Annotated in this window: 28 protein-coding genes and 1 tRNA gene; 18 read left to right on the top strand and 11 right to left on the bottom strand. The window is 75.5% G+C overall.

Translation table 11 applies throughout. The features are described 5' to 3' along the window. Positions 1–108: 108 nt before the first annotated feature. Genes FB380_RS25220 through FB380_RS02130 form a run of 3 tightly spaced genes read left to right on the top strand, consistent with a single transcriptional unit; the run spans position 109 to position 1,719 of the window. A complete protein-coding gene (locus FB380_RS25220; protein ID WP_166753640.1) occupies positions 109–819 on the top strand; it encodes a response regulator transcription factor in 711 nt (236 codons plus the stop codon). A gap of 50 nt (positions 820–869) precedes the next feature. Then, positions 870–1,244, top strand: coding sequence for a hypothetical protein (locus FB380_RS02135; protein WP_166753639.1), 375 nt, complete (start codon positions 870–872; stop codon positions 1,242–1,244). Positions 1,245–1,272: 28 nt separating this feature from the next. After that, the gene (locus FB380_RS02130; protein ID WP_166753638.1) at positions 1,273–1,719 is read left to right on the top strand and encodes an SRPBCC family protein; all 447 of its coding nucleotides are present in this window, start codon (positions 1,273–1,275) and stop codon (positions 1,717–1,719) included. A gap of 13 nt (positions 1,720–1,732) precedes the next feature. Here the strand turns inward: FB380_RS02130 and FB380_RS02125 are convergent, their stop codons facing one another. Further along, entirely contained in the window at positions 1,733–2,740 is a 1,008-nt protein-coding gene (locus FB380_RS02125) for an ion channel (RefSeq protein ID WP_166753637.1), read from the bottom strand. A 179-nt stretch (positions 2,741–2,919) separates the two neighbouring features. Between FB380_RS02125 and FB380_RS02120 the strand changes: the two genes are divergently transcribed. Genes FB380_RS02120 through FB380_RS02100 form a run of 5 tightly spaced genes read left to right on the top strand, consistent with a single transcriptional unit; the run spans position 2,920 to position 5,751 of the window. Next, complete coding sequence (locus FB380_RS02120) at positions 2,920–3,765, top strand: NAD-dependent protein deacetylase (protein ID WP_166753636.1); 846 nt, start codon at positions 2,920–2,922, stop codon at positions 3,763–3,765. Beyond that, positions 3,762–4,061, top strand: coding sequence for a biopolymer transporter Tol (locus FB380_RS02115; protein WP_166753635.1), 300 nt, complete (start codon positions 3,762–3,764; stop codon positions 4,059–4,061). The genes FB380_RS02120 and FB380_RS02115 overlap by 4 nt, the downstream gene beginning before the upstream one ends. A gap of 55 nt (positions 4,062–4,116) precedes the next feature. Next, complete coding sequence (locus tag FB380_RS02110) at positions 4,117–5,067, top strand: MSMEG_6728 family protein (RefSeq protein ID WP_166753634.1); 951 nt, start codon at positions 4,117–4,119, stop codon at positions 5,065–5,067. Positions 5,068–5,077: 10 nt separating this feature from the next. Next, a complete protein-coding gene (locus FB380_RS02105; RefSeq protein ID WP_166753633.1) occupies positions 5,078–5,365 on the top strand; it encodes an ArsR/SmtB family transcription factor in 288 nt (95 codons plus the stop codon). Further along, a complete protein-coding gene (locus FB380_RS02100) occupies positions 5,362–5,751 on the top strand; it encodes a VOC family protein (RefSeq protein WP_166753632.1) in 390 nt (129 codons plus the stop codon). Before FB380_RS02105 ends, FB380_RS02100 begins: the two co-directional genes overlap by 4 nt. 199 nt (positions 5,752–5,950) lie before the next feature. On the opposite strand, the gene FB380_RS02095 is transcribed toward FB380_RS02100, so the two are convergent. Further along, positions 5,951–6,352, bottom strand: coding sequence for a PaaI family thioesterase (locus FB380_RS02095; RefSeq protein ID WP_166753631.1), 402 nt, complete (start codon positions 6,350–6,352; stop codon positions 5,951–5,953). Beyond that, positions 6,349–6,708 (bottom strand): VOC family protein, encoded by a 360-nt coding sequence (locus FB380_RS02090; RefSeq protein ID WP_188959584.1) that lies wholly within the window; start codon positions 6,706–6,708, stop codon positions 6,349–6,351. Before FB380_RS02090 ends, FB380_RS02095 begins: the two co-directional genes overlap by 4 nt. A 107-nt stretch (positions 6,709–6,815) precedes the next feature. Between FB380_RS02090 and FB380_RS02085 the strand changes: the two genes are divergently transcribed. Both FB380_RS02085 and FB380_RS02080 read left to right on the top strand, forming a co-directional pair. Next, complete coding sequence (locus FB380_RS02085) at positions 6,816–7,373, top strand: YbaK/EbsC family protein (RefSeq protein WP_166753629.1); 558 nt, start codon at positions 6,816–6,818, stop codon at positions 7,371–7,373. A 20-nt stretch (positions 7,374–7,393) separates the two neighbouring features. Continuing rightward, a complete protein-coding gene (locus tag FB380_RS02080; protein WP_166753628.1) occupies positions 7,394–7,543 on the top strand; it encodes a hypothetical protein in 150 nt (49 codons plus the stop codon). An 81-nt stretch (positions 7,544–7,624) separates the two neighbouring features. On the opposite strand, the gene mscL is transcribed toward FB380_RS02080, so the two are convergent. The 3 genes from mscL to FB380_RS02065 form a co-directional block, all read right to left on the bottom strand. Continuing rightward, positions 7,625–8,044, bottom strand: coding sequence for a large conductance mechanosensitive channel protein MscL (gene mscL, locus FB380_RS02075; RefSeq protein WP_166753627.1), 420 nt, complete (start codon positions 8,042–8,044; stop codon positions 7,625–7,627). 46 nt (positions 8,045–8,090) lie between these two features. Further along, entirely contained in the window at positions 8,091–8,738 is a 648-nt protein-coding gene (cpaB, locus tag FB380_RS02070) for a Flp pilus assembly protein CpaB (protein ID WP_166753626.1), read from the bottom strand. Positions 8,739–8,848: 110 nt separating this feature from the next. Continuing rightward, positions 8,849–9,226 (bottom strand): FmdB family zinc ribbon protein, encoded by a 378-nt coding sequence (locus FB380_RS02065; protein WP_166753625.1) that lies wholly within the window; start codon positions 9,224–9,226, stop codon positions 8,849–8,851. A 274-nt stretch (positions 9,227–9,500) separates the two neighbouring features. On the opposite strand from FB380_RS02065, the gene FB380_RS02060 reads away from it, so the two are divergent. From FB380_RS02060 to FB380_RS02050, 3 genes are all read left to right on the top strand, one after another. After that, positions 9,501–10,874 carry an aminotransferase class V-fold PLP-dependent enzyme gene (locus FB380_RS02060; protein ID WP_166753624.1) on the top strand — a complete coding sequence of 458 codons (1,374 nt, stop codon included), beginning with the start codon at positions 9,501–9,503 and terminating at the stop codon, positions 10,872–10,874. A 161-nt stretch (positions 10,875–11,035) separates the two neighbouring features. Continuing rightward, positions 11,036–11,521: a MarR family winged helix-turn-helix transcriptional regulator gene (locus FB380_RS02055; protein ID WP_166753623.1), complete on the top strand. Its 486-nt coding sequence runs from the start codon at positions 11,036–11,038 to the stop codon at positions 11,519–11,521. A gap of 43 nt (positions 11,522–11,564) precedes the next feature. Further along, positions 11,565–12,593, top strand: coding sequence for an LLM class flavin-dependent oxidoreductase (locus FB380_RS02050; protein ID WP_166753622.1), 1,029 nt, complete (start codon positions 11,565–11,567; stop codon positions 12,591–12,593). 55 nt (positions 12,594–12,648) lie between these two features. On the opposite strand, the gene FB380_RS02045 is transcribed toward FB380_RS02050, so the two are convergent. The 5 genes from FB380_RS02045 to FB380_RS02025 all read right to left on the bottom strand — a co-directional run bounded on the left by FB380_RS02045 (position 12,649) and on the right by FB380_RS02025 (position 17,734). Beyond that, complete coding sequence (locus FB380_RS02045; protein ID WP_166753621.1) at positions 12,649–13,233, bottom strand: hypothetical protein; 585 nt, start codon at positions 13,231–13,233, stop codon at positions 12,649–12,651. Between the two features lie 115 nt (positions 13,234–13,348). After that, complete coding sequence (locus tag FB380_RS02040) at positions 13,349–14,071, bottom strand: AAA family ATPase (protein WP_208382725.1); 723 nt, start codon at positions 14,069–14,071, stop codon at positions 13,349–13,351. Between the two features lie 230 nt (positions 14,072–14,301). Continuing rightward, positions 14,302–15,855 carry a carboxyl transferase domain-containing protein gene (locus FB380_RS02035; RefSeq protein ID WP_166753619.1) on the bottom strand — a complete coding sequence of 518 codons (1,554 nt, stop codon included), beginning with the start codon at positions 15,853–15,855 and terminating at the stop codon, positions 14,302–14,304. Continuing rightward, the gene (locus FB380_RS02030; RefSeq protein WP_166753618.1) at positions 15,852–17,090 is read right to left on the bottom strand and encodes a CaiB/BaiF CoA transferase family protein; all 1,239 of its coding nucleotides are present in this window, start codon (positions 17,088–17,090) and stop codon (positions 15,852–15,854) included. The genes FB380_RS02035 and FB380_RS02030 overlap by 4 nt, the downstream gene beginning before the upstream one ends. A 68-nt stretch (positions 17,091–17,158) precedes the next feature. Beyond that, entirely contained in the window at positions 17,159–17,734 is a 576-nt protein-coding gene (locus tag FB380_RS02025) for a 5-formyltetrahydrofolate cyclo-ligase (protein ID WP_166753617.1), read from the bottom strand. A gap of 27 nt (positions 17,735–17,761) precedes the next feature. Between FB380_RS02025 and FB380_RS02020 the strand changes: the two genes are divergently transcribed. From FB380_RS02020 to FB380_RS02000, 5 genes are all read left to right on the top strand, one after another. After that, on the top strand, positions 17,762–18,706 hold the full coding sequence (locus tag FB380_RS02020; RefSeq protein ID WP_166753616.1) for a UTP--glucose-1-phosphate uridylyltransferase: 945 nt from the start codon (positions 17,762–17,764) through the stop codon (positions 18,704–18,706). A gap of 110 nt (positions 18,707–18,816) precedes the next feature. Continuing rightward, positions 18,817–20,304, top strand: a complete 1,488-nt coding sequence (glp, locus tag FB380_RS02015; protein ID WP_188959583.1) for a molybdotransferase-like divisome protein Glp — start codon at positions 18,817–18,819, stop codon at positions 20,302–20,304. A gap of 1 nt (position 20,305) precedes the next feature. Further along, a complete protein-coding gene (locus FB380_RS02010) occupies positions 20,306–20,923 on the top strand; it encodes a GNAT family N-acetyltransferase (protein WP_308423033.1) in 618 nt (205 codons plus the stop codon). Positions 20,924–21,102: 179 nt separating this feature from the next. Continuing rightward, on the top strand, positions 21,103–21,828 hold the full coding sequence (gene sepX / locus FB380_RS02005; RefSeq protein WP_166755978.1) for a divisome protein SepX/GlpR: 726 nt from the start codon (positions 21,103–21,105) through the stop codon (positions 21,826–21,828). 63 nt (positions 21,829–21,891) lie between these two features. Further along, positions 21,892–21,965: transfer RNA gene (locus FB380_RS02000), tRNA-Ala, on the top strand. Positions 21,966–22,067: the final 102 nt, after the last annotated feature.

The following is a 22,067-nucleotide window of genomic DNA, read 5'->3' as shown; positions in this document are numbered from 1 at the left end:
TGTGGCCGACGAACGTGCAGGTCGCGCACAGAAAGTCCTCAAGCACCGCGTTCACCCGGTCGATCTATGGGTTGTCAGTCGATGACCCACAGTGAGCGGAGTCCGAACGTGTCCACCCCGATGGCCAGCACCCCCCGCGGCGTCACCCGCGTCCTGATCCTGGCCGACGCCCCGGTGCTGCGCCGTGGGCTGGTCGGCATGATCAACGAGACCGCCGGCATGCAGGCGGTGGGCACCCCCGGGGAGCCGCGCCGCGCGCTGACCCTGGCCGAGACCGCCCGCCCGGATGCGGTGGTGGTGGAGCTGGGCACCGGCCGGGCGGCCACGCTGAACGCGGTGCGGGATCTGCGCCGCCGGTTCCCGCAGCTGGCGGTGGTGGCGCTGGCGACCTCGGAGGACCCGGGTGTGGTCAACGAGGCGCTGGCGGCGGGGGTGCGGGGGTATCTGCTGATGAACACCTCCCCGACGCTGCTGGGCTGGGCGGTGCTGGCCGCGCGTGCTGGGCGGACGGTGGTGGACCCGCAGATCCGTCGCGGTGAGGGTGCTGAGGCGCCGGTGTCGCGGGAGCTGACCCCGGAGGTGCCGTTGACCCGCCGGGAGTCCGACGTGCTGGACGAGTTGCTGCAGGGGCAGTCGAACCGGGCGATCGGGAAGAACCTGTTCATCTCCGAGGACACGGTGAAGTCCCACGTGAAGGCGATCCTGCGCAAGCTGGGTGCCCGCGACCGGGCCCACGCGGTCTCCCTGGTGTTGTCGGCCCGCAACCCCGGCTGCAGCTGTGGTGCGCACCGGCTCACCGAGGCCCCGGCCGACGTCTGACCGAGGCGTCACCCCGACCGGCGGGCAGATCCAGGACTACCGTTTTGAGCATGGTCGGCATCCTGGCGGCTGCGCTGCTGGTCCTCGTGCTGGCCGGGCTCGTGGCCTGGGCGATGTCGGTGCCGCAGACCTCGGTGACCGGCCCGGCGGGTCGGTGGCTGCCTCCCCGCGAGCGGGCCCGCCGCCGGTCGGCGCTCGCCGCGGCGCGCTGGACGGTCGGCCACGACGAGGTCGACGGCGTGACCCGCGTGCTCCTGCAGCGCACCTGCATCGGCCCGGACGGGCGGCCCGACGTGCTGGAGGAGCGGGTCTTCGACAGCTTCCCGGCGCACGACCCGCTGTGGGAGGCCCGCTTCACCGAGGCGATGGCCAACGCCCGGTTCCGCTGCCGCTACCTCAACACCGAGGAGGGGCAGCTGGAGTAGCCGCACGGCCGAGGCGGAGGATGGGCCCATGGGTCAGGTCGTCGCCACCGCAGAACAGCTCGTCCACGCACCGGCGGACGTCGTCCGCGCGGCGCTCGCCGACTACGAGGTCACGCGCCCGAAGGTGCTGCCCGAGCAGTACAGCCAGTACCGGGTCGACGCCGGTGGGCAGGGCGCGGGCACGAAGGTGCACTGGCGCCTGCAGGCGACCTCCAAGCGGGTCCGCGAGCAGGACGTCGTCGTCACCACCGGTCCGGACGGCGCCCTGGTGGAGAGCGACGCGAACTCCAGCATGGTCACCACCTGGACCGTGCACCCGGCCGACGCCGGGTCGAGCACCGTGCGCGGCCGCACCACCTGGACCGGGGCGAGCGGCATCGGCGGCTTCTTCGAGCGCACCTTCGCGCCCAAGGGGCTGGCCCGCATCCAGGGCGCCATGCTGACCCGGCTGGACCAGGAGCTCTCCGCCCGCTGAGCCGCCCGCGGGGTCAGGACGGGCGGGTGCCCGGCCAGTCGTAGCTGGCCGCGGTGATCCGTCGCGACAGCTCGTCGCGCAGCTCGGCGCAGGCCGCCGTCTGCTCGGCGAGCCGCTCGGGGTCGACGGCCAGGCCCTGCCGGTCCAGCTCGGCCGCCTCCAGTGCCGGCGCCGGGGGCGCCTGGTCGCCTCCGGCCGTGGGCGCGTGGGCGACGTACACCTGAACCGAGGAGAGCACCGATCGGCGCAGCCCCGCCGGGGGGCGGTCGGCCGGGTCGGCCGCGGACGAGAGCGCCAGCACCGCGTCGAGCAGCACCGCGACCGCCGGTGCCGTGCCCAGCTCCGGCGTCCGCGGGCGGTAGGCGTGCAGCAGGGGATAGGCGCGGTGCTGCTGCCCCAGCGTCGTCAGCGCCGAGGACAGCGAGGACAGGGAGACCACGGCGGGGAACGCCGTCCCCGGCGTGGCGAGGCCGGCGGCCATCTCGGCGCCGGTGCTGCCGAACCCGGTGACCTGCGAGGCGAAGCTCCGCTTGCCGACCACCGCGGAGATCACCGAGGTCAGGTAGGAGACCCCGAGCGTGATCAGCAGCATCCCGCTGAGCGCGGAGGCCATGGTGGCCAGCTGGAACCCCGCGCCGGCGGGCTGGAAACCGCCGTTGCCCAGGGTGGCGACGTTGTAGCCGGCGAAGTAGAACCGCTCCCACACCGAGGCCGGCGCACCGCTCGAGGAGCCGACCACCGCCTCGTCGTCCCCGAGGAAGACCAGAGACCAGCCGATCCAGAGCAGCGAGAACCAGGACGCGAGCGTCGCGCCGATCAGGACCACCCCGGGGCCGCCGACGAAGCGCACCAGGGTCGACTCCGCGACGGCGGGCCGGCGGGTCAGCCGCCACGCGACGCGGGTGAGCAGCCGGGTCAGCGGGCCGGGACCGCTGGCCACCGCGAGCGTGGTCCGCACCTCGTCGACCACGGCGAACGCCACGATGGCCACGCCGAGGACGTCCCACCACCACCCGGTCATCGGGCACCGGGCCGGCGGTCGGTGGTGCGGTCGGGCAGGCGTGCGACGACGGTCGGCCTCCTCGGGCGGGCCCGCGGGGGGCTGGGTGGACGGGAACTCCTGGACGGGGGTGACCGGGTGGGCGCTCGGTTACACACGGGCTCGCGGCGGATCGGCCGCCGGGCAGGGACGATGGGGGAGTGACCGCAGCGACCCCCACCGTCGAGGGCCTCTCCGAGCTCGCCGACCTGCTGGCTGACGGTGGCGCCGTCGTCCTGTCCGGCGCCGGGCTGTCCACCGACTCCGGCATCCCCGACTACCGCGGCGCCACCGGTTCGCTGCGCCGGCACACGCCGATGACCTACCAGACCTTCACCCGGGACCCCCGCGGCCGGCACCGCTACTGGGCGCGCAGCTACGTCGGCTGGCGGCAGATCGAGCGCGCCCGCCCCAACGCCGGGCACCGCGCCGTCGCGGCGCTGCAGCAGGGCGGGGCGGTCGGTGAGGTGATCACCCAGAACGTCGACGGGCTGCACCAGGCCGGTGGCGCCCGCGACGTGCTGGAGTTGCACGGCGGGCTCGACCGCACGGTCTGCCTGGCCTGCGGGGACGTCGCCGACCGGGCGGCCCTCGACGTCCGGCTGCGGCTGGCCAACCCGGGCTTCCGCCCGGAGGCCACCGATGAGGTCAACCCCGACGGCGACGTGGAGCTGCCCGAGGAGGAGCTCGACGGGTTCGTGATGGTCGACTGCCTGGCCTGCGGCGGGGGGCCGCTCAAGCCCGACGTCGTCTTCTTCGGCGAGACCGTGCCCCGCGACCGGGTCGACGCCTGCTTCGGCCTGGTCGACGCGGCGCGGTCGCTGCTGGTGCTCGGCTCCTCGTTGACCGTGATGAGCGGCTACCGGTTCGTCATCGCCGCCGCCAAGCGCGGCATCCCGGTCGCGATCGTCAACTCGGGGCCGACCCGCGGCGATGCGAAGGCCTCGCTCAAGGTCGACGCCCCGCTGGGCGCCGTGCTGCCCGAGCTGGCCCGCCGGCTGGCATGACCCGCGAGGTCGAGCGCACCGACGACGGCCGCTGGATCGTCGTCGACGGGCGGCGGTGGCGGACCGCCGACCCTGCGCTGCCGGACGACGTCCGGGCCCGGCTGCTGCACCACCTGGGGGTGGCCCGGTCGGCGGTGCGGACCAGTCGTGGGGACGACGACGCGGTGGCCGCCGCCCGGGCCCGGGTGCAGCTGGCCAAGACCGGGCTCGGCGAGCGCGGCCCGGCCTGGTGGGACCAGGACGACGCCGAACGCCGCGCCCGCTGGGAGAGCGCACTGGCCCAGCTGGAGACCTGAGAGGCAGGTCGGCTGCGCGGTTGGCCGCCGACCGGGCCGGGCAGGAAGCCGGGCGATGCAGACCTTCCTGCCGGTCGCCGACTTCACCGAGTCCGCCCGGCTCCTGGACAACCCCCGGCTGGGCAAGCAGCGGGTCGAGTGCCTGCAGGTGCTGCGCGCCCTCGAGCTGCCCGACTACGGCTGGGCCAACCACCCGGTGGTCACCATGTGGCGCGGGCACACCGCCGGGCTGGTCGTCTACTCGCTGGCGATGGTGCGCGTCTGGCGGGGGCGGGGGTTCGCTGACAGCACCGAGACGCTGATCTCCGAGTTCGCCCCGGACGCCGCCCGGCTCACCCAGGCCGAGGCCGCGGACGCCGGGCTGCTGCCCAGCTGGGTGGGCGACGAGGAGTTGCACCGCTCGCACCGGTCCAACCTGGTGGCCAAGGACCCGGCGTTCTACCGCTCCCGGTTCCCCGGCGAGCCCGACGACCTGCCCTACCGCTGGCCCGGTGCCGACGACGTCCCCCCGCCGCCCGAGCCCGAGGGGGTGCCGGTCTGGGTGGTGCGGCCGCGGGCCCACAACGAGCTCGGCGCCGCCCTGGCCACCGGCGTCGTCGGGCTGGGCACCCAGTCCGGCATCGACGTCGACGCGACCGGCCAGTCGGCGGCCGAGCTGCGGGCGCTGTCCAAGGAGCTCTCCGGCCGCCGCCCCGCCAAGGACCTGCGCCAGCTGTCCGCGTTCCTGGACGAGGTGGCGCCCGGTGACCTCGTCGGGCTGCCGGTCGAGCACGGCGCCGGGCTGCTGCTCGGTGAGGTCGTGGGCGACTACGCCTTCGCCGGGAGGGAGCTGCTCCCGCACCGCCGTCCGGCCCGGTTCGCCTCGGTGGTGCCGCGGTCGGCGGCCCGGCCCCCGGCCACGCTGCAGGACCCGCGGGCGCTGTTCCGGGTGGTGCTCGACCCCGACGCCGTCCCCGACGGGCTCCGGCGCGGCGACCCGTTGACAGGCAAGTCGCTGCTTGCCTAACGTTCCCGCCGTGGGTGACGTGTTCCGAGCGCTCGCCGATCCCACGCGCAGGGCGATCCTCGACGAGCTCACGGACCGGGACGGGCAGACGCTGTTCGAGCTCTGCTCCCGGCTGGCCACGAAGCACGGGCTGGGGTCGAGCAGGCAGGCGGTCTCCCAGCACGTCGACGTCCTCGAGTCCGCGGGGCTCGTGCGCCGACGCCGGGAGGGCCGGTACACGTTCCACCACCTCGACACCGCACCGCTGAGGGAGATCACCCGCCGGTGGTCGGTCCCGGACCCGGAGGAGGACCCATGAGGGTCAACGTCATGAGCGTTCTGGTCGACGACCAGGCGAAGGCGCTGCGCTTCTACACCGAGGTGCTCGGCTTCCAGCCCAAGCGGGAGATCCCGCTCGGGGAGCACTCCTGGCTCACCGTCGTCTCACCCGAGGACCCCGACGGGGTCGAGCTCTCGCTGGAGCCGGACGAGCACCCGGCGGCGCGACCGTTCAAGCAGGCGCTCGTCGCCGACGGCATCCCGTTCACGTCCTTCGCCGTCGCCGACGTGGCGGCGGAGCACGAACGGCTGACGGCGCTGGGCGTGCGGTTCACCCAGCCGCCGGCGGACATGGGCGTGGTGACGACGGCGGTCTTCGACGACACGTGCGGCAACCTCATCCAGATCGCCGCGATGAAGGACTGACCTGCGGGTCACCGCAGGGCGGCGTCGATCTCCTCGGTCGGTCCAGCGGCACGCCGTCCCCCGTGGCGGCAGGGTGGCGGGCACCTCATGCGGGTCGGTCGGCGTCCGGCCTGCTCCGCCGTCGTGTGGTCCTGGCGACACGTCGACATGTCGCCAGGACGACACCCACCGGCCGCGACCGCCTGCTCGGCCGATGCGGTCAGGACCCGGGCAGTGGCACGTTCTGCAGGCGCACCTGCCCGCGGGCGACGACCTTGCCGTCCTCGCGGGTGAGCGTGACCAGCCACAGCTGCAGCGTCTTCCCCTGCTGCACCGGCTCGGCGAGCACGTCGAGCCGGCCGGCCGTCATCGGGCGCAGGAAGTCGGTGCTGTTGTTCACCCCGACCGCGAACTGGCCGCGGTCGGCGACCGCGGCGCTCGCCCCCACGCTGGCCGCGCCCTCCACGATCGTGCAGTAGACGCCGCCGTGCACGACGCCCCAGGGCGTGTGGTGCGCCGGCCCCACCTCGACGTGCCCGGTGACCCGGGTGCCGGTGACCTCGGCCAGGTCGAATCCGGTCGCTGCGACGAACGCGCTGGCGGTCGTCAGGTCCGGCGTCACGCGGCGTCCCAGACCAGGCAGAACGGGTGCCCGACCGGGTCGGCGTAGACCCGGAAGTCCCCACCGCCGCCAGGCAGCCGCCGGGCGCCCAGCTCCAGGACCTGCGGCTCCGCGACGTCGACGTCGGCGACCCGGATGTCGAGGTGGAACTGCTGCGGCCGGCCCGGGTCCGGCCAGTCCGGCGGCTGGAGGTCCGGGGCCTGCTGGAAGGCGATCCGGTACCCGGCGCCGGTGACCACCACCCAGTCGTCGCCCGGCTCGCCTCGCACCTCCATGCCGAGCAGGCCGGCGTAGAACGTCGCCAGGGCGTGCGCGTCGGGGGCGTCGATGACCACGGAGTGCAGCTGACCGATCATGGCGGCCATCCTCTCCCGGCCCCGCGGGAGCCCACCAGCAGGCGTCCGGCCGGAGAGCGCCCACCCCCGCGCGGTGGTCCGTGCGCACCGTGTCGCACGATCAGCGCATGGCCGCACCCGACTCCGCCCCGCAGCTCGGCACGTTGACCTGGCTCCCGGCCGCCGACCACCGGGAGCTGCTCGGGGAGCCGGTGGCCGCTGCGCTGCCGTCGCTGACCGGGCCGGCCTGGGTGGCCTCGATCGACGACGAGGCCGCCGACACCGCGGCGTTCAACGACGTCTACGAGGTCCCGGCCGCCGCCTCGGCCAACTGCGTGGTGGTCGCCGCCCGGCGGTCCGGGGAGACGACACTCGCCGCCTGCCTGGTGCTGGCCACCACCCGCGCCGACGTGAACGGCCTGGTCCGCCGGCACCTGGGTGCGCGCAAGGCCTCGTTCGCCCCGCAGGACGTCGCGGTCGCCGAGAGCGGGATGGCCTACGGCGGGATCACGCCGGTCGGGCTGCCGGCGTCCTGGCCGGTGCTGGTCGACGCCGCGGTGGCCGCCAGCGAGCTCGTCGTGATCGGCTCGGGCACCCGGGGGAGCAAGCTCGCCGTCTCCGGCGCCGTGCTGGCCGGCTTGCCGGGCGCGGAGGTGCTCGAGGGGCTGGGCCAGCCGATCGGCTGACCGTGCCTACCCTCGGGGGCGTGTCAGAACGCGAAGAAGGACCCGCCTCGCCGCGTCCCGTGCGGGCTCCCGACGACAGCGACGTCGGCTGGGGTGAGCGGCCGGCCGACGTCGACGACGACGACCGCCGCTACCTGGAGGACCGGCCGCCGCACTGGGGCAGCGACTGAAGGAGGACCTCGTCCTCCGCACCCCTCGCGAGCTCGGGGCGAGCCTCTGGACGAGGCCGTGCCTGCCCCGCACCTCTGCGTTCAGGCGCGGTGCCGCGCCTCCGGCTCGGACGCCGGCGGCTGCCCGTGCTGGGCCTGCAGGAGGTCGCGGATCTCGACCAGGAGCTCGGTCTGCGTGGGCAGCACCGGCCCGGTCTGCTCCCCGCGCTCCCGGCGCTCGAACAGCGCCTTCATCGGCAGCACGACCACGAAGTAGATCACCGCCGCGGTCAGCACGAAGGTGATCAGCTGGTTGACGAAGTCGCCCCAGGCGAAGGTCTGACCGTCGACCTCGAACGAGCCGCCCTGCACGCCGCCGCCCCCGACCAGCCCGATCAGCGGGCGCAGGAACGACTCGGTGAACGAGGTGACCACGGCCGTGAAGGCGGCTCCGATGACCACCGCCACCGCCAGGTCGATGACGTTCCCGCGGAGCAGGAAGTCCTTGAAGCCCTTGAGCACGAACGGCACCTCTCGGTCGCGGGGACGCCGCTGCGGAGCCCCTCGATCACGGTCGGCCGAGGGTAACGGTGAGCGTCGCGGTCGCCGCGGCAGCGGCCAGCCCCGCCGCGGTGTCGGGGGAGACGGCCAGCACCAGCAGCCCGCCGCCGGCCGGGCTGTCCGTCGATGAGCTTTCCGGCGCCGGGGCGGTGAGCACGAGGGCGCCGCTGGCGACCACCTCGACGGCCGGGGCGGCAGCCGCGTCCGGGGCACCGGTGGCGAGGACGTCGACCCGGTCACCGGCCCGCAGCAGCGTCGCCACCGCCAGGTCGGCCAGCCGCACGGGGGCCGCGACCTGCCCGTCGGGGATCGCCGACCACAGCCCCGGCCCGACCAGCCGGACGTCGGTGACCGGTTCGCCGGCGCGCACGGGTGCGGCCAGCAGCTGGCCGGTCAACCCGGCGGCGTCGGCGGTCACCCCGGACGGGAGCAGGCCGGTGGGCAGTTCGGCTGCCGTGAGGTCGCCGGCGGTGAGCACCGTGCCGGCCGGGAGGTCGGCCGCGGCGACGACCACCGGGACGGTCGACTCACCGGGCCCGACCGCCGCCGACGGCGGTGGGCGCAGCGCGAGGACCAGGGCCAGGCACACGAGCGCCGCCGCAGCCACCTGCCGCAGCAGGTGCACGGGGGAGCGCGGACGGCGGAGACGGGGCACACCGCGACGCTAGGAGCGGCGGCCGTACCCGTCCCGGTGCGGCGCGAGGCTGTGGACCGCGGGGCCCGCTGTGGACGGGCGGCAGCGCACCGCCGCCGTCCGTGCGCCGGTCAGTTCGCGGCCTTGCCCCCGCTGCCGCTGGAGGACGAGCTGCTCGACGACGTGGCCGCCGTGCTGCTCGAGGTGGTGCTGGTCTTGCTCCCGGAGTCCTTGCTGCTGCTGCTGGACTCCTTGCTGCCGCCGGAGTCCTTGCTCCCGCCGGAGGAGTCCTTCGCCGAGCCGGAGCTGGTCGAGGCGCCCTCGCCCTTGCGGCTGTCGGTCCGGTAGAAGCCCGATCCCTTGAAGACCACGCCGACCGAGCCGTAGACCTTGCGCACCGGCGCCTCGCACTCGGTGCAGGTGGCGACCGCAGGGTCGGTGAACGACTGCACGACCTCGAACTCGTGCTTGACCTCGGGGTTGGTGCAGACGTACTGGTAGGTGGGCACGGTGCTGGAGCTCCTCGTCCGATCCGAGCCGGGCTGGCACTCGGCCCGGGCGACTGCCAATGATGCGCCGTCGGACTGTCGGCGTCCACGTCTGCCGGCGAGGGTCACGTTCGCGGCGCGCGAGCGCGGAGCGTGGCGAGTCGTGTGCGTGCGATGAGGAGGACGGCCCGCACGGGCGCGGGAGAGATGACCGCATCCGATCGCAGGAGGTATCTGGGGGCGTCGTCGCCGCTCTGACGCATCGGGGCACACCGCTCCTGACGAGGAGGGCCCGATGACCACCGACCGACTCGGGGAGAACGCGGCGTCCCGGCCCCTCGGCCGTCTGGTGGGCGATGACGTCGAGGTCCCGGTGGGCGGTGCGACCCGCCGCTACGTGGACCTGGACGCTGCGGCCACGACGTCGGCGTCGGCGGCCGTCGTCCGTGCGGTGCAGGACTTCCTGCCGTGGTACTCGAGCGTCCACCGGGGGGCCGGGGCCAAGTCGCGGTACTCGAGCGCGCGGTACGAGGAGGCGCGGGAGACCGTGCTGCGGTTCGTGGGGGCCGACCCCGCGACGCACGTGGCGTTGTTCCCGAGGAACACCACCGAGGCGCTGAACGTGGTCGCCTTCCGGCTGGCTCTGACCCGGGGTGACGTCGTCGTCACCACCGCGGTCGAGCACCACGCCAACCTGCTGCCGTGGCGCCGCCACGCACAGCTGCGGGTGGTCGATGTCGACCGGCGTGGCGTCTTCGACGTCGCCGCCGTGGTCGCGGCGCTCGACGAAACACCCCGGCCCCGGGTGCTCGCGGTGACCGGCGCGTCCAACATCACCGGGTGGGCGCCCGACCTGCCCGCCGTCGCGGCAGCGGCCCGGGAGCGCGGCGTGCTGGTCGTGGTCGACGGCGCCCAGCTCGTCCCGCACCGGCCGGTCACCCTGGCGGCGTCCGGGATCGACGTGCTGGCGTTCTCCGGCCACAAGATGCACGCACCGTTCGGCGCGGGCGCGCTCGTCCTGCCGCGCCGACTGCTCGCGGACGGTGAGCCCTTCCTCGTCGGCGGTGGCGCCGTGCGGGCGGTCTCCTACGAGGAGGTCCTCTGGGCCGATCCCCCCGACCGGGACGACGCCGGTTCCCCCAACGTCGTCGGCGCGGTGGCCCTCGCCGCCGCCGCGGAGGAACTCGCAGCCGACCGCGAGACCCGGCGAGGCCGGGAGGACGCGCTCGTCCGTGCGCTGGACGACGAGTTGGCCACCGTCCCCGGCCTGCGCCGTCTGGGGCCGACCTCGGGCGACCGGCTCCCCGTGGCCGCGTTCACCCTCGACGGGGTGCCGCACGGCCGGGTCGCCACGTGGCTGGCCGACGGGTACGGCATCGGGGTCCGCAACGGCTGCTTCTGCGCCCACCCGTACCTGACCCGGCTGCTCGGGTTGTCCGACGACGAGGTGCGGCGGTTCCACGCGGACGCCCGCGCCGACCGCTACGACCTGCTCCCCGGCGCGGTGCGGGTGAGCTGCGACGCGACCACGTCGCCGGCCGACATCACGGTGCTGGGCGAGGCGCTGCGCACCATCGCGACGACCGGCGGGCCGACGGACGGCGCCCCGCGGCCCGGGGAGCCTGCCGGCCCGGGCCACCGCGTGCCGGCGCCCCGGTCACCCGTCTGAGAACGCGTTCCGGACACCAACGGCTGCGAGCCGGCGATGACCGGGCTGGGCATCATCATCGTCACGTCGACGACGCCGGTCGGCCGGTGTCCGCCCGCCGGATGACGAGCGTCTCCCTCGGCGGCCGGACGGCGGGGGTCCGGCCGGTAGCGTGAGCCGGCGTGTCCTCCCCGTGGCTCGACGAGCAGCAACAGCGCACGTGGCGGGCCTGGCTGGCCGTCGCCGAGCTGCTGCCGCGCACGCTCGACGCCCAGCTCCAGCGGGACGCCGGCCTCACCCACGCGGCCTACGTGGTCCTGGCGATGCTCTCCGAGGCCCCGGGCGGCAGCCGGCGGATGAGCGACCTCGCCCGGACCGCCAACCAGTCGCAGAGCCGGCTGTCCCACACCGTCGCCCGGCTGGAGGAACGCGGGTGGGTGCGCCGGGAGAAGGCCGCCGAGGACCGGCGCGGGAACGTCGCCGTGCTGACCGACGCCGGCCGGGACGTCGTGGAGCGGGTCGCCCCGGGGCACGTGGCCGCCGTCCGGGAGGGGCTGTTCGCGGCACTGGACCCCGCCCAGACGCAGGCGCTGGGGGACGCGCTGACCGCCGTCCTCGACCGGCTGGACCCCGAGGCGACCCTGCGGGTGCCCGAGCCCGGCTGCTGACCGGGCGGGAAGCCCGTGCGCCGGGGCGGTGTTGCCCGCGGTGATGTCCGAGACCCCGCTGCCCCTGTCCGTGCTCGAGCTGGCCACCGTCGGGTCCGGGCAGACCACCGCCGACGCCCTGGCGCACACCGTCGCGGTCGCGCAGGCCGCCGATCGGCTCGGCTACCGGCGGCTGTGGGTCGCCGAGCACCACAACATGCCGGCCGTCGCCAGCACGAACCCCCCGGTGCTCATCGCCCACCTGGCCGCGACGACCGAGCGGATCGTCGTCGGCTCCGGCGGGGTGATGCTGCCCAACCACGCGCCGCTGGTGGTGGCCGAGCAGTTCGCCCTGCTCGAGGCGCTGCACCCCGGGCGGATCGACCTGGGCATCGGCCGGGCGCCGGGCACCGACCAGCACACCGCGCTGGCGCTGCGCCGCGACCCGAAGCTCCTGTCGGCCGAGCAGTTCCCGCAGGACCTCCTCGACCTGCTCGGGCTCTTCGGTGACCAGCGGGTCGAGGGCGGGCTGGCCGAGCGGTTCACCGCCACCCCGGCCGCCGTCTCCGCGCCCCGGGTCGTGCTGCTGGGCTCCAGCAGCTACTCCGCGCAGCTGGCCGGGCAGCTCGGGCTGCCGTTCACCTTCGCCCACCACTTCGGCAGCCCGCACACCGTGACGGCGCTGGAGCTGTACCGGGAGTCCTTCCGGCCCTCGGCGGCGCTGCCGCAGCCCTACGCCGTCGTCACCGCGAACACGCTGGTGGCCGACGACGACGAGGAGGCCCGCCGGCTGGCGCTGCCCGGTCAGCTGATGCGGCTGTCCATCCGCACCAACCGGCTGCGCCCGGTGCCCAGCCTCGCGGAGGCGGCGACCGACCCCGAGCGTGCCGCCGCCGAGGGCATGCCGAGCAACGCGATCGTCGGTGGCCCGGAGCGTGCGGTGGCCGAGCTGCGCCGGCTGGCGGCCGACACTGGCGCCGACGAGCTGATGGTCACCGCCTCCACCCACGGGGTGGCCGAGCGGGTGCGCAGCCTGGAGCTGCTCGCCGCGGCCTGGGGTCTCACCCCCGCCGACCAGGCCACCGCGGCCTGAGGCGCCGGCCGGCGCCTCGACCGCGCCGCCCGGGCGTCTGCCCCAGGCCCCCGTCTCAGGAAGCGCGGAGGACCGCCGCCTTCACGCTGGCCAGGCCCGCGCCGAGGGCACCGCGCACGGTGGAGCTCGTCCGCTGCTGCTCGCCCTGCTGGGCGGCCAGCACGACGAGGACGCCGGTCAGCGCGGGGTTGACCCACTGCAGCGGCTTCTGGGCCTTCTGCGCGCCGGCGACGTCCGACGGGGTGTCGGCCGCTGGGGTGGTCGCCGTCCTGCTGGGCACCGGTGACTCGGCACCGATCTTCGCGCCGAGCGCGCCGCTGGCGACCGACGTCCCGATCGCGGCGACGGTCAGCACGCTCTTGACCACGGTGTTCGCCATCGCACCCGGCCCCGTCCCGACCCGCCCGCGGTCGGCGCGCAGCATGCCGACCGAGCCGATCAGGTGGGCCGCGATCGCGGCCCCCTGCACCGGCGACCAGGCCCCCCAGCCGATCGAGGAGAGGCGGGTCCGTTCGGTCCGGTCGCGGGCGGCGGCCGCGGCCTTGTTCAGGCCGACGGCGCCCATCAGGTTGCCGCCGAACCAGGCGGCCAGGCCGAGGTCGTGCATGGAGCGCAGGACGGTGTGCTGGTCGTTCGACATGGGGTCTCCTCGTGAGCCCGGCCGGCGGCCGAGGCGGGGAGCCGGAGGGTCTGACCGGCTCCTGGACGACCGTGCCCGCTGCGGAGGTCGGCAACCCCGCCGTCGCCCGCCGGGTTCAGCGCAGGTGGCGGAGGTAGGCGGCCGGGTCGGTGAGGAACTGCCGCCAGTTGACGGTGAGCTCCAGCTCCTCCCACCGCGTGGGCCGCATGCCCCAGTCGCCGACCTCCACCAGCCGGGCCCCGGGCAGCGCGGCGACGACGGGGGAGTGGGTGGCGACGACGACCTGCGCGCCGGACGCCACCAGGTCCAGCAGCACCGTGACCAGCGCCAGGCTGCCGCCGAAGGAGAGCGCCGCGTCGGGCTCGTCGAGCAGGTAGGTGCCGCCCCCGCCCCCGGCCCGCCGGGTGAGCACCTCGAGGAACGCCTCCCCGTGCGAGAGCTCGTGGTAGCTCGGGTCGGGGCTGCTGATCTGCTCCAGGTGGCTGTAGAGGGTGTGCAGCGTCTCGTCGCGCAGGAAGCAGCCCCACCGGGAGGCCCCCGGGCTGCGCTCGACGACCAGCCCGAGCGACTCCGGCTCGCTGGGCCGGGTGCTGAACCGGGTGTTCACCGTGCCGCCCTCCGGGTTGAGGCCCAGCGTGACGGCGAGCAGCTCCATCACCGTCGACTTGCCCGACCCGTTCTCACCGACCAGCACCAGGGCGCCGTGCGGCAGCTCCAGGCCGGTGTCGAGCAGCTGGGCGACGGCGGGCACGCTCACCGGCCACCGTGCGCGCTCGGCGTCCGTCGGGGCAGCTCGGCCGGGATCGGGACGGAAGCGGCGGATCGGGCGGCTGTCCACGCCGGACATCCTGGCGGGCGGGTACGACGACGTCCTCCCGCACCGACGACGTCCTCCCGCACCGACGGCGTCGTCCCGCACCGACGGCGTCCTCCGCACCGACGGCGACCTGCCGCACCGACGACGTCCCCCCGCACCCACGACTGTCCCCCCGCACCAACGCTGGTGCGGGGGGACAGTCGGTGATCAGGTGACCTGATCACCGCTGCGAAACCGGTGCGGCCGGCGGGTCAGCGGCCCAGGTGCCGCCAGCGCCGGGTGCGGGCGCGGACCCGCTCGACGTCGTCCCGGCCGAGCAGCCCGGCCAGCTCCTGGGCGAGCACCCGGCCCAGCCGCTGGCAGAACTCCACCGGCTCGTCCGCGGCGTCGGGCCGCTCGGGCACCACCCGGTCGACGATCCCGGCCCGCCACAGGTCGGTGGCGCGCACGCCCTGCGAGGCGGCGAGCTCGTCGGCCCGGTCGACGGTGCGGTGCACGATCGCCGAGGCGCCCTCCGGGGGCAGGGGCCCCAGCCAGCCGTTGGCCGCGGCCAGCACCCGGTCGGCCGGCACGAGGGCCAGCGCGCCGCCGCCGGTGCCCTGGCCGAGCAGCACGGCGAGGGTCGGCGCCTGCAGCATCACCATGTCCTGCAGGCAGCGGGCGATCTCCCCGGCGAGCCCGCCCTCCTCGGCGGCGACCGACAGCGCCGCGCCCGGGGTGTCGATCAGGGTGAGCAGCGGCAGCCGAAGCTCCGCGGCCAGCCGCATGCCGCGCCTTGCCTCGCGCAGCGCACCGGGCCCCAGCGGCGCCGACAGCGACTGCCCACGTCGGTCCTGACCCAGCACGACGCAGGGAGCACCGCCGAAGCGGGCCAGCGCGAGCAGCAGCCCGGGGTCGGACTCGCCGGCCCCGGTGCCGTTGAGGGTGACGACGTCGGTCGCCGCCGTCCGCAGCAGCTGGCGTGCCCCCGGGCGTTCCTTGCGGCGGGACGCGGTGACCACGTCCCAGGCGCTGCGGCCGTCCTCCGGGTCGTCGGCGTCCGTGCCGTCGCCCTCGACCGGCCCCTCGACCGCGGCGCTGCGGTGCCAGGTCGCCCGGGCGGCGAGCACCCGCAGCGCCCGGTCGGCGACGTCGGCCAGCTCGTCGACCGGGACGACGCCGTCGATCAGCCCGCGCGAGGCCATGTTCTCCGAGGTCTGCACTCCCGGCGGGAACGGCTCCCCGTACAGCGCCTCGTAGACCCGGGGGCCGAGGAAGCCGATGGCCGCGCCCGGCTCGGCGATCGTGACGTGGCCCAGCGAGCCCCACGAGGCCAGCACCCCGCCGAACGTCGGGCCGCGCAGGTAGACCAGGTAGGGCAGCCCGGCCTCCTTGTGCCGGGCGATCGCCGCGGTGATGCCGATCATCTGTAGGAAGGCGACGGTGCCCTCCTGCATCCGGGTCCCGCCGGAGACCGGCGCGGCCAGCAGCGGCAGCCCCTCGTCGGTGGCCCGCTCCACCGCGGCCATCAGCCGCTCCGCGGTGGCGACGCCGATCGACCCGGCGAGGAAGCCGAACTCGCCGGCGACGACGGCGACCCGCCGGCCGCGCAGCGTGCCCTCGCCGGTGACGACGGCCTCGTCCTGACCGCTCTTCTCCGCCGCCCGGGCCAGCTCCGCGGCGTACGCGTCGTCGACCTCGCGCGGCGGTGCGGGGGAGTCCCAGGACCGCCAGGACCCCGGGTCGAGCACGATGTCCCGCAGTGCCCGGGCGTCGAGCCGGGCGCCCCGGCCGGCCGGCCGGGGTGTGGTGGCCGAGGTGGTCACGTGGCGTGCCCGTCCTCGACGTCGGCGCCCTCGCCCGCCGGCTGCGGCACGCCCTCGGCGCCGCGCAGCCAGGTCCGGATGGCGTCGCCGTCGGCGCCGAGCACCGGCGGCGGGGTGTGGTCGCGACGGGTCGTCTCGGTCTCGCCGCCGGTGCCGGGGGCGAAGAAGCGCAGCGGCGGGCCGGGCAGGGTGAGCGGCCCGGCGGTCGGGTGGTCGACGGAGATCGCCAGCCCCTGGGACAGCGTCTGCTCCCAGGCGTAGACCTCGTCCAGGGTGCGCACCTTGCCGGCCGGCACGCCCGCCGCGGCCAGCCGGGCCAGCAGCTCCTCGGCCGGGATCTCGGCGAAGGCGGTCTCCAGCAGCTCGATCACCCGCTGCCGGTTGCCGACCCGCTCGCCGTTGGTGGCCAGGCCCTCGGCGTCGGGATCGAAGCCGAACTCGGTGCACAGCCGGCGCCACAGCCCCTCGCTGCCGCAGGACAGCTGCACGCTCCCGCCCGCACAGCGGAACAGGCCGTAGGGGGCGATCGAGGGGTGGTGGTTGCCCTGGCCGCGGTTGACCTGGCCGGCCACGGTGTACGCCGTCCCCTGGAAGGCGTGCACGCCGACGACGGCGGCCAGCAGCGAGGTGCGCACCACCTGGCCGACCCCGGTGCGCTCGCGCTCGTACAGCGCCGCGAGCACGCCGTAGGCGCCGTACATGCCGGCCAGCAGGTCACCGATCGGGACGCCGACCTTCTGCGGGTCCTCCGGGCCGGAGCCGGTGAGCGACATCAGCCCGGCCTCGCCCTGGGCGATCTGGTCGTAGCCGGCCCGCTGCCCTTCTGGCCCGTCGTGCCCGAACCCGCTGATCGACAGCTGCACCAGCCGCGGGTTGAGCTCGGCGAGCACGTCGGTGCCGAAGCCGAGGCGGGCCAGGGTGCCGGGCCGGAAGTTCTCCAGCAGCACGTCGGCGCGGCGCACCAGCTCGGTCAGCACCTCCTTGTCCGCGTCGTCCTTGAGGTCGAGGGTGATCGACTCCTTGTTGCGGTTGGCGGAGAAGAAGTACGTCGACTCCCGGCCCGCGCCCTCGGGCTCGACGAACGGCGGCCCCCAGCCGCGGCTGTCGTCGCCGCTGCCCGGGCTCTCCACCTTGATCACCCGGGCGCCGAGGTCGCCGAGCATCATCCCGGCATGCGGTCCGGCCAGGGCGCGGGTCAGGTCGACGACGAGGACGCCGTCCAGGGGGCCACTCACGAGGGGGTTGGTCCTTCCAACGAGACGACGGAGACGTCTGTCACCCTCTCATCGGCCCGCCGGGCGCGTCAGTCGAGCTGCCGCCAGCCGGCAGACGGGGTGACGACGGCGGTCACCCGGCGGTCGTGCGGCCCGGCCGGCAGCCGGTCCACGAGCTCCTCGTCGAACACCACCGCCACCAGCGTGGCGCCGGCCCGGGCGTGCGCCAGCGCGCGGTCGTAGTACCCGCCACCGCGGCCCAGCCGGGTGCCGTCGGCGGCCACCGCCAGCGCCGGGACGACGACCACGTCGGCCGCGGCCAGGGCACCGGGCGGCAGGCGGGGGCCGGCCGGCTCCCGCAGCCCGAAGCGGCCGGGGACCAGCCGGCCGTCGTGCTCGGCCCAGGACAGCTCCCGCCCGCGCGCCGGCACGACCGGCAGCAGCAGCCGGCCGGGCAGCGCGCCGGGCAAGCGGCCGGCCCCGGGCTCCTCGGCGGTGGGCACGTACCCGGCGACCACGGCGGCGTCCGCCAGCCGTTCGGCGAGCGCGGCGGCCAGCGCCGTGGCCGCCGCGGCACGGGCCGCGGGGGAGCGGACCGCACGCCCGACCAGCAGCGTCGCGCGCAGCGTTGCCTTCGCGTTCACCACCTCGGGGGAGTCCGGCATGGCGGCAGGCTAGTTAGGCTGCCCGGCATGTCGAGTCCGTCCGCCCCGAGCCCGCGCCCGGCCACGAAGGCCGTCATCCCGGTCGCCGGGATGGGCACCCGCTTCCTCCCCGCCACCAAGGCCGTCCCCAAGGAGCTGCTGCCGGTCGTCGACCGGCCGGCCCTGCAGTACATCGTCGAGGAGGCCGCCCGGGCCGGCGTCGGCGAGGTGCTCATGGTGACCGGGCGCAACAAGGGCAGCATCGAGGACTTCTTCGACCGGACGCCGGAGCTGGAGACCGCCCTGGAGGCCAAGGGCGACCAGAGCCGGCTCGACGCGGTGCACGAGTCCACCGACGTCGCGCAGGTCTTCTTCGTGCGCCAGGGCGAGGCGAAGGGCCTCGGCCACGCCGTCCTGCAGGCCGCCGCGTTCGTCGGGGACGAGCCGTTCGCGGTGCTCCTCGGCGACGACATCATCGACGCCCGCGACCACCTGCTCGAGCAGATGCTCGCCGTGCAGGCCGAGCACGGCGGCGCGGTGGTCGCGCTGCTGGACGTGGGCGCGGACAACATCTCCAAGTACGGCGCCGTCGCCGTCGAGGAGGCCGGGGTCTCCGGGGACGCCGCCGGCGACGAGGTCTTCCGGGTCACCGGCATGGTCGAGAAGCCCCCGTCCGACGAGGCGCCCAGCACGCTGGCGATCATCGGCCGCTACGTGCTGCCCCCGGAGGTCTTCCCGGCGATCCGGGACACCCCGCCCGGCCGCGGCGGGGAGATCCAGCTGACCGACGCGCTGCTCAAGCTGGTCGAGGACGGCATGCCGGTGCACGGCGTCGTCTTCTCCGGCCGCCGGTACGACACCGGCGACAAGCTGGACTACCTCAAGGCCGTCGTCCAGCTGGCCGTCGAGCGCGAGGACCTCGGCCCCACCTTCGGCCCGTGGCTGCGTGACTTCGTCGCCGACCTGCCCGCCGAGGGCGCGTCGCCGGCCTGAGGCGCCCCTCCAGAGGGCACCATCGGACCGCACGTCCGTCGATCGGCGACCGTGACCGGCACCTCGGTCACCGGACCTGGCCCGACGACGGCAGGACGACGGTGGTGGGGATGAGCGACGACAGCACACGCGGGTGGATCTCCGGCGGAGGCCGGGACACGACCCAGCTGGACCTGACGAGCGGCGGGCTGGTCCCGTCACCACGGGACAACCGGCAGGTCTCCGGGCCGGCGCCGGTGGTCACCCACGACACCGTGCAGGTCGACCGGTCGGTGTTCTCCTCCGACCGGGTCCCCTCGCCGGCCATCGCCACCGGCGACCGGGCCCCGGACCCGCTCGCCGACACCGGCTCGGTCGACGTGTCCGGGGTCCGGCTGCGGCCCGTCGAGCACCACCTGGACGAGATCCTCGGCGCCGTCCCGCAGCCCGACCCGATCGAGCTCGCGGTGCTCGACGCCCAGGGGCTGCTCTGCGCCGAGCTGGTCACCAGCCAGCGCTCGCTGCCCGCCTTCGACCAGGCCGGGCTCGACGGGTACGCCGTCCGCGCGGCCGACATCGCCACGGCGACCGTCGAGCAGCCCGTCGACCTCGCCGTCGTCGGTGAGACCGCCGCCGGTGACGGCGAGCCGGCCTCGATCACCGCCGGCCTCGCGCAGAAGGTCGCCGTCGGCGCGATGCTGCCCGCCGGTGCCGACGTCGTCGTCCCCGCCGCCTGGACCGACCAGGGCGCCGCCCGGGTGCAGGTCTTCGCCGCGCTGGCGCCGGGCAGCTACGTCCGCCGGGTCGGGGACGACGTCGCGACCGGCGACGTCGCCGTGGAGGTCGGCACCCCCATCGGCCCGGCCCAGATCAGCCTGCTGGCCGCCGTCGGGCGCGAGCGGGTGGCCGTGCGGCCGCGTCCGCGGATCACGGTGCTGTGCGCCGGCAACGAGCTCGTCGACGTCGGTGCGGTGGCCGGCCCCGGTCAGCAGGTGGACGTGAACAGCTACGCGCTGGCCGCCGCCGCGCGGGACGCCGGCGCCGAGGCCTACCGGGCGGGGATCATGCCCAACGACCGGCGGCGGATGGTCGAGCTGCTGGAGGGGCAGATGCTCCGCAGCGACGTCGTCCTGGTCGCCGGCACCTTCGCCAACGGCGGCCACGACCTGCTCCAGGAGGCGCTGGACGAGCTGGGCGGGCTCACCTTCACCCAGGTGGCCATGCACCCCGGGCCCGTGCACGCCTTCGGCAAGCTCGGGCCCGACGCCGTCCCGGTGATCTGCGTGCCCGGTGAGCCGGTCGCCGCGCTGGTCGCCTTCGAGGTGTTCGTCCGCCCGGCGATCCGGCTGATGCTCGGCAAGCGCCAGCTGTTCCGGCGCACCGTGCAGGCCGTCTCCGCCCAGCAGCTGCTCTCGCCGCTGGGGTACCGGCAGTACCTGCACGGCCAGGTCATGCGGCACCCCGACGGCGGCTACGTCGTCGAGCCGATCGGGGACGGCGACCAGGCGATGCTCGCCCGGATGGCCCGCGCCAACTGCCTGATCGTGGTGGACGAGGACGTCACCGAGGTGTCCGCCGGCGGACTCGTCACCGTCATGCCCATGCTGCTCGGGGGCTGAGCTGGACCCGGCCCTGCACCCGGGCTGGCCGGCGCGGCTGTCGTGGGGCCCGGTCGAGCTGCACCCGCTGCGCCGCGACGACGCCCGCGAGTGGGCCCGGCTGCGCACCGCGAACGAGGCGTGGCTGCTGCCCTGGGAGCCCTCCACCGGGCTCAGCTGGTCCGCGCGGCACACCCCGGCGGCCTACCGGGCGATGCGCCGGGCGGCGTCCCGGCGCGCCCGGGTCGGGGCGTCCCTGCCCTTCGCCCTGCGGTACGAGGGGCGGCTGGCCGGTCAGGTGACCGTCGACAACGTCGTCCGGGGGGCGCTGCGCTCCGGCAGCCTGGGCTACTGGGTCGACCAGTCCGTGGCCGGGCGGGGGGCGGCCTCGCTGGCGGTGGCGCTGGTCTGCGACCACGTCTTCGGCCCGGTCGGGCTGCACCGCCTGCAGGCCGACATCCGGCCGGAGAACGGCCCCAGCCGGCGGCTGGTCGAACGGCTGGGGTTCCGGCAGGAGGGGCTCTTCCGCGAGTACCTGGACATCGACGGTGCCTGGCGGGACCACCTCGGCTACGCGCTGCTGGCCGGGGAGCTCCCGGGCGGGGTGCTCGCCCGCTGGCGGGACCGCGCACCCCGCTGACCCGCGCGGTGCCGACGGCGACACGCCGGTGCGCCGACGACGCGCGCCGACACACCGGGAGATGTCCCGGGTATCGGCAGTCCGCGCCCTTACCTTGACTCCCGAGTGACGGATGTGACTCGTGTGGCCCCAGGGATGGGGTCGTTCCGCTGGGCCAGGGATGGATCGGGGTGTTCGAGATGGGATCGGGCGTACTGCTGGCCGCTCTCGTCGTGCTGTGGTTCGTGGTCCTGGTGCCGATGGTGGTCACCCGGGGCGACACGCACACGGGGAACGGTGCAGCCAACTCAGGACGGACCCTGCAGCGGCGCCGGCCCGTGGACCCGGTGGTCCACGCCGAGACCGAGCGGGTGAGCATCGACCGGGCCCAGCTGCGCAGCAGCGGTGAGCTGCAGGTCGACGTGCACGCCCGGCGCCGTCGCACGCTGGCCGGCCTCGTCGCCCTGGCCGTGCTCGCGCTGGTCGGTGCGGTGGCCTACCGGTCGTGGCTGTGGGCGCCGCAGGTGCTGCTGGACCTCGCCGTCGTCGGCTACCTCATGGTGACCGCGGCCGCGGCCAAGCGGGAGCGGCGGACCGCCGCCCGTCGCGCGGCCCGGGCCGCCCACCGTCCGCCGATGCGGGCACCGCACGCCCGCCCGGCTCAGCCGCAGGCCCGTCCGGTGCAGCCCCGCCCGGCGGCTGCCGGCCCGGCCTCCGCGCCGGCCACGGTGGCGGGCGAGGCCGGTCAGGTGCACCCCAGCCTGCCGCTGGCCCCGGTGCACCCGCTGCGCCCCGGACGGGTCGTCGCGGCGCGCACCGCGGCCCCGGTCGACTGGCAGCACAGCGCCGTCGTCGGCCTGGACGACGAGGACATCGGCTTCGCCGACATCGACGTCTACGCCCCGAAGCGCGTCGTCAACGGCTGACGGACCCTCCGGCGCTGCCCCCGTGCAGCGCCGGAGGAACCGGGCGGTAAGCTCTCCGTCCGAGGGGCTGTGGCGCAGTCCGGTAGCGCACCTCGTTCGCATCGAGGGGGTCAGGGGTTCAATTCCCCTCAGCTCCACCCCGGTCAGGCCGGGCCCACCAGGGCCCGGCCTGACGCGTTTCCGGTGACCTGCTCGCCCGCGATGGCCTGTCCGTGACCCGAACGGCGCGCTGAGTGATC

Origin of the sequence: Modestobacter marinus (assembly GCF_011758655.1) — a bacterium.
GTDB classification, from domain to species: Bacteria; Actinomycetota; Actinomycetes; order Mycobacteriales; family Geodermatophilaceae; genus Modestobacter; species Modestobacter marinus.
Note: the sequence above shows the minus strand (reverse complement) of the source record. Positions and strands in the feature narration are given on the sequence as shown.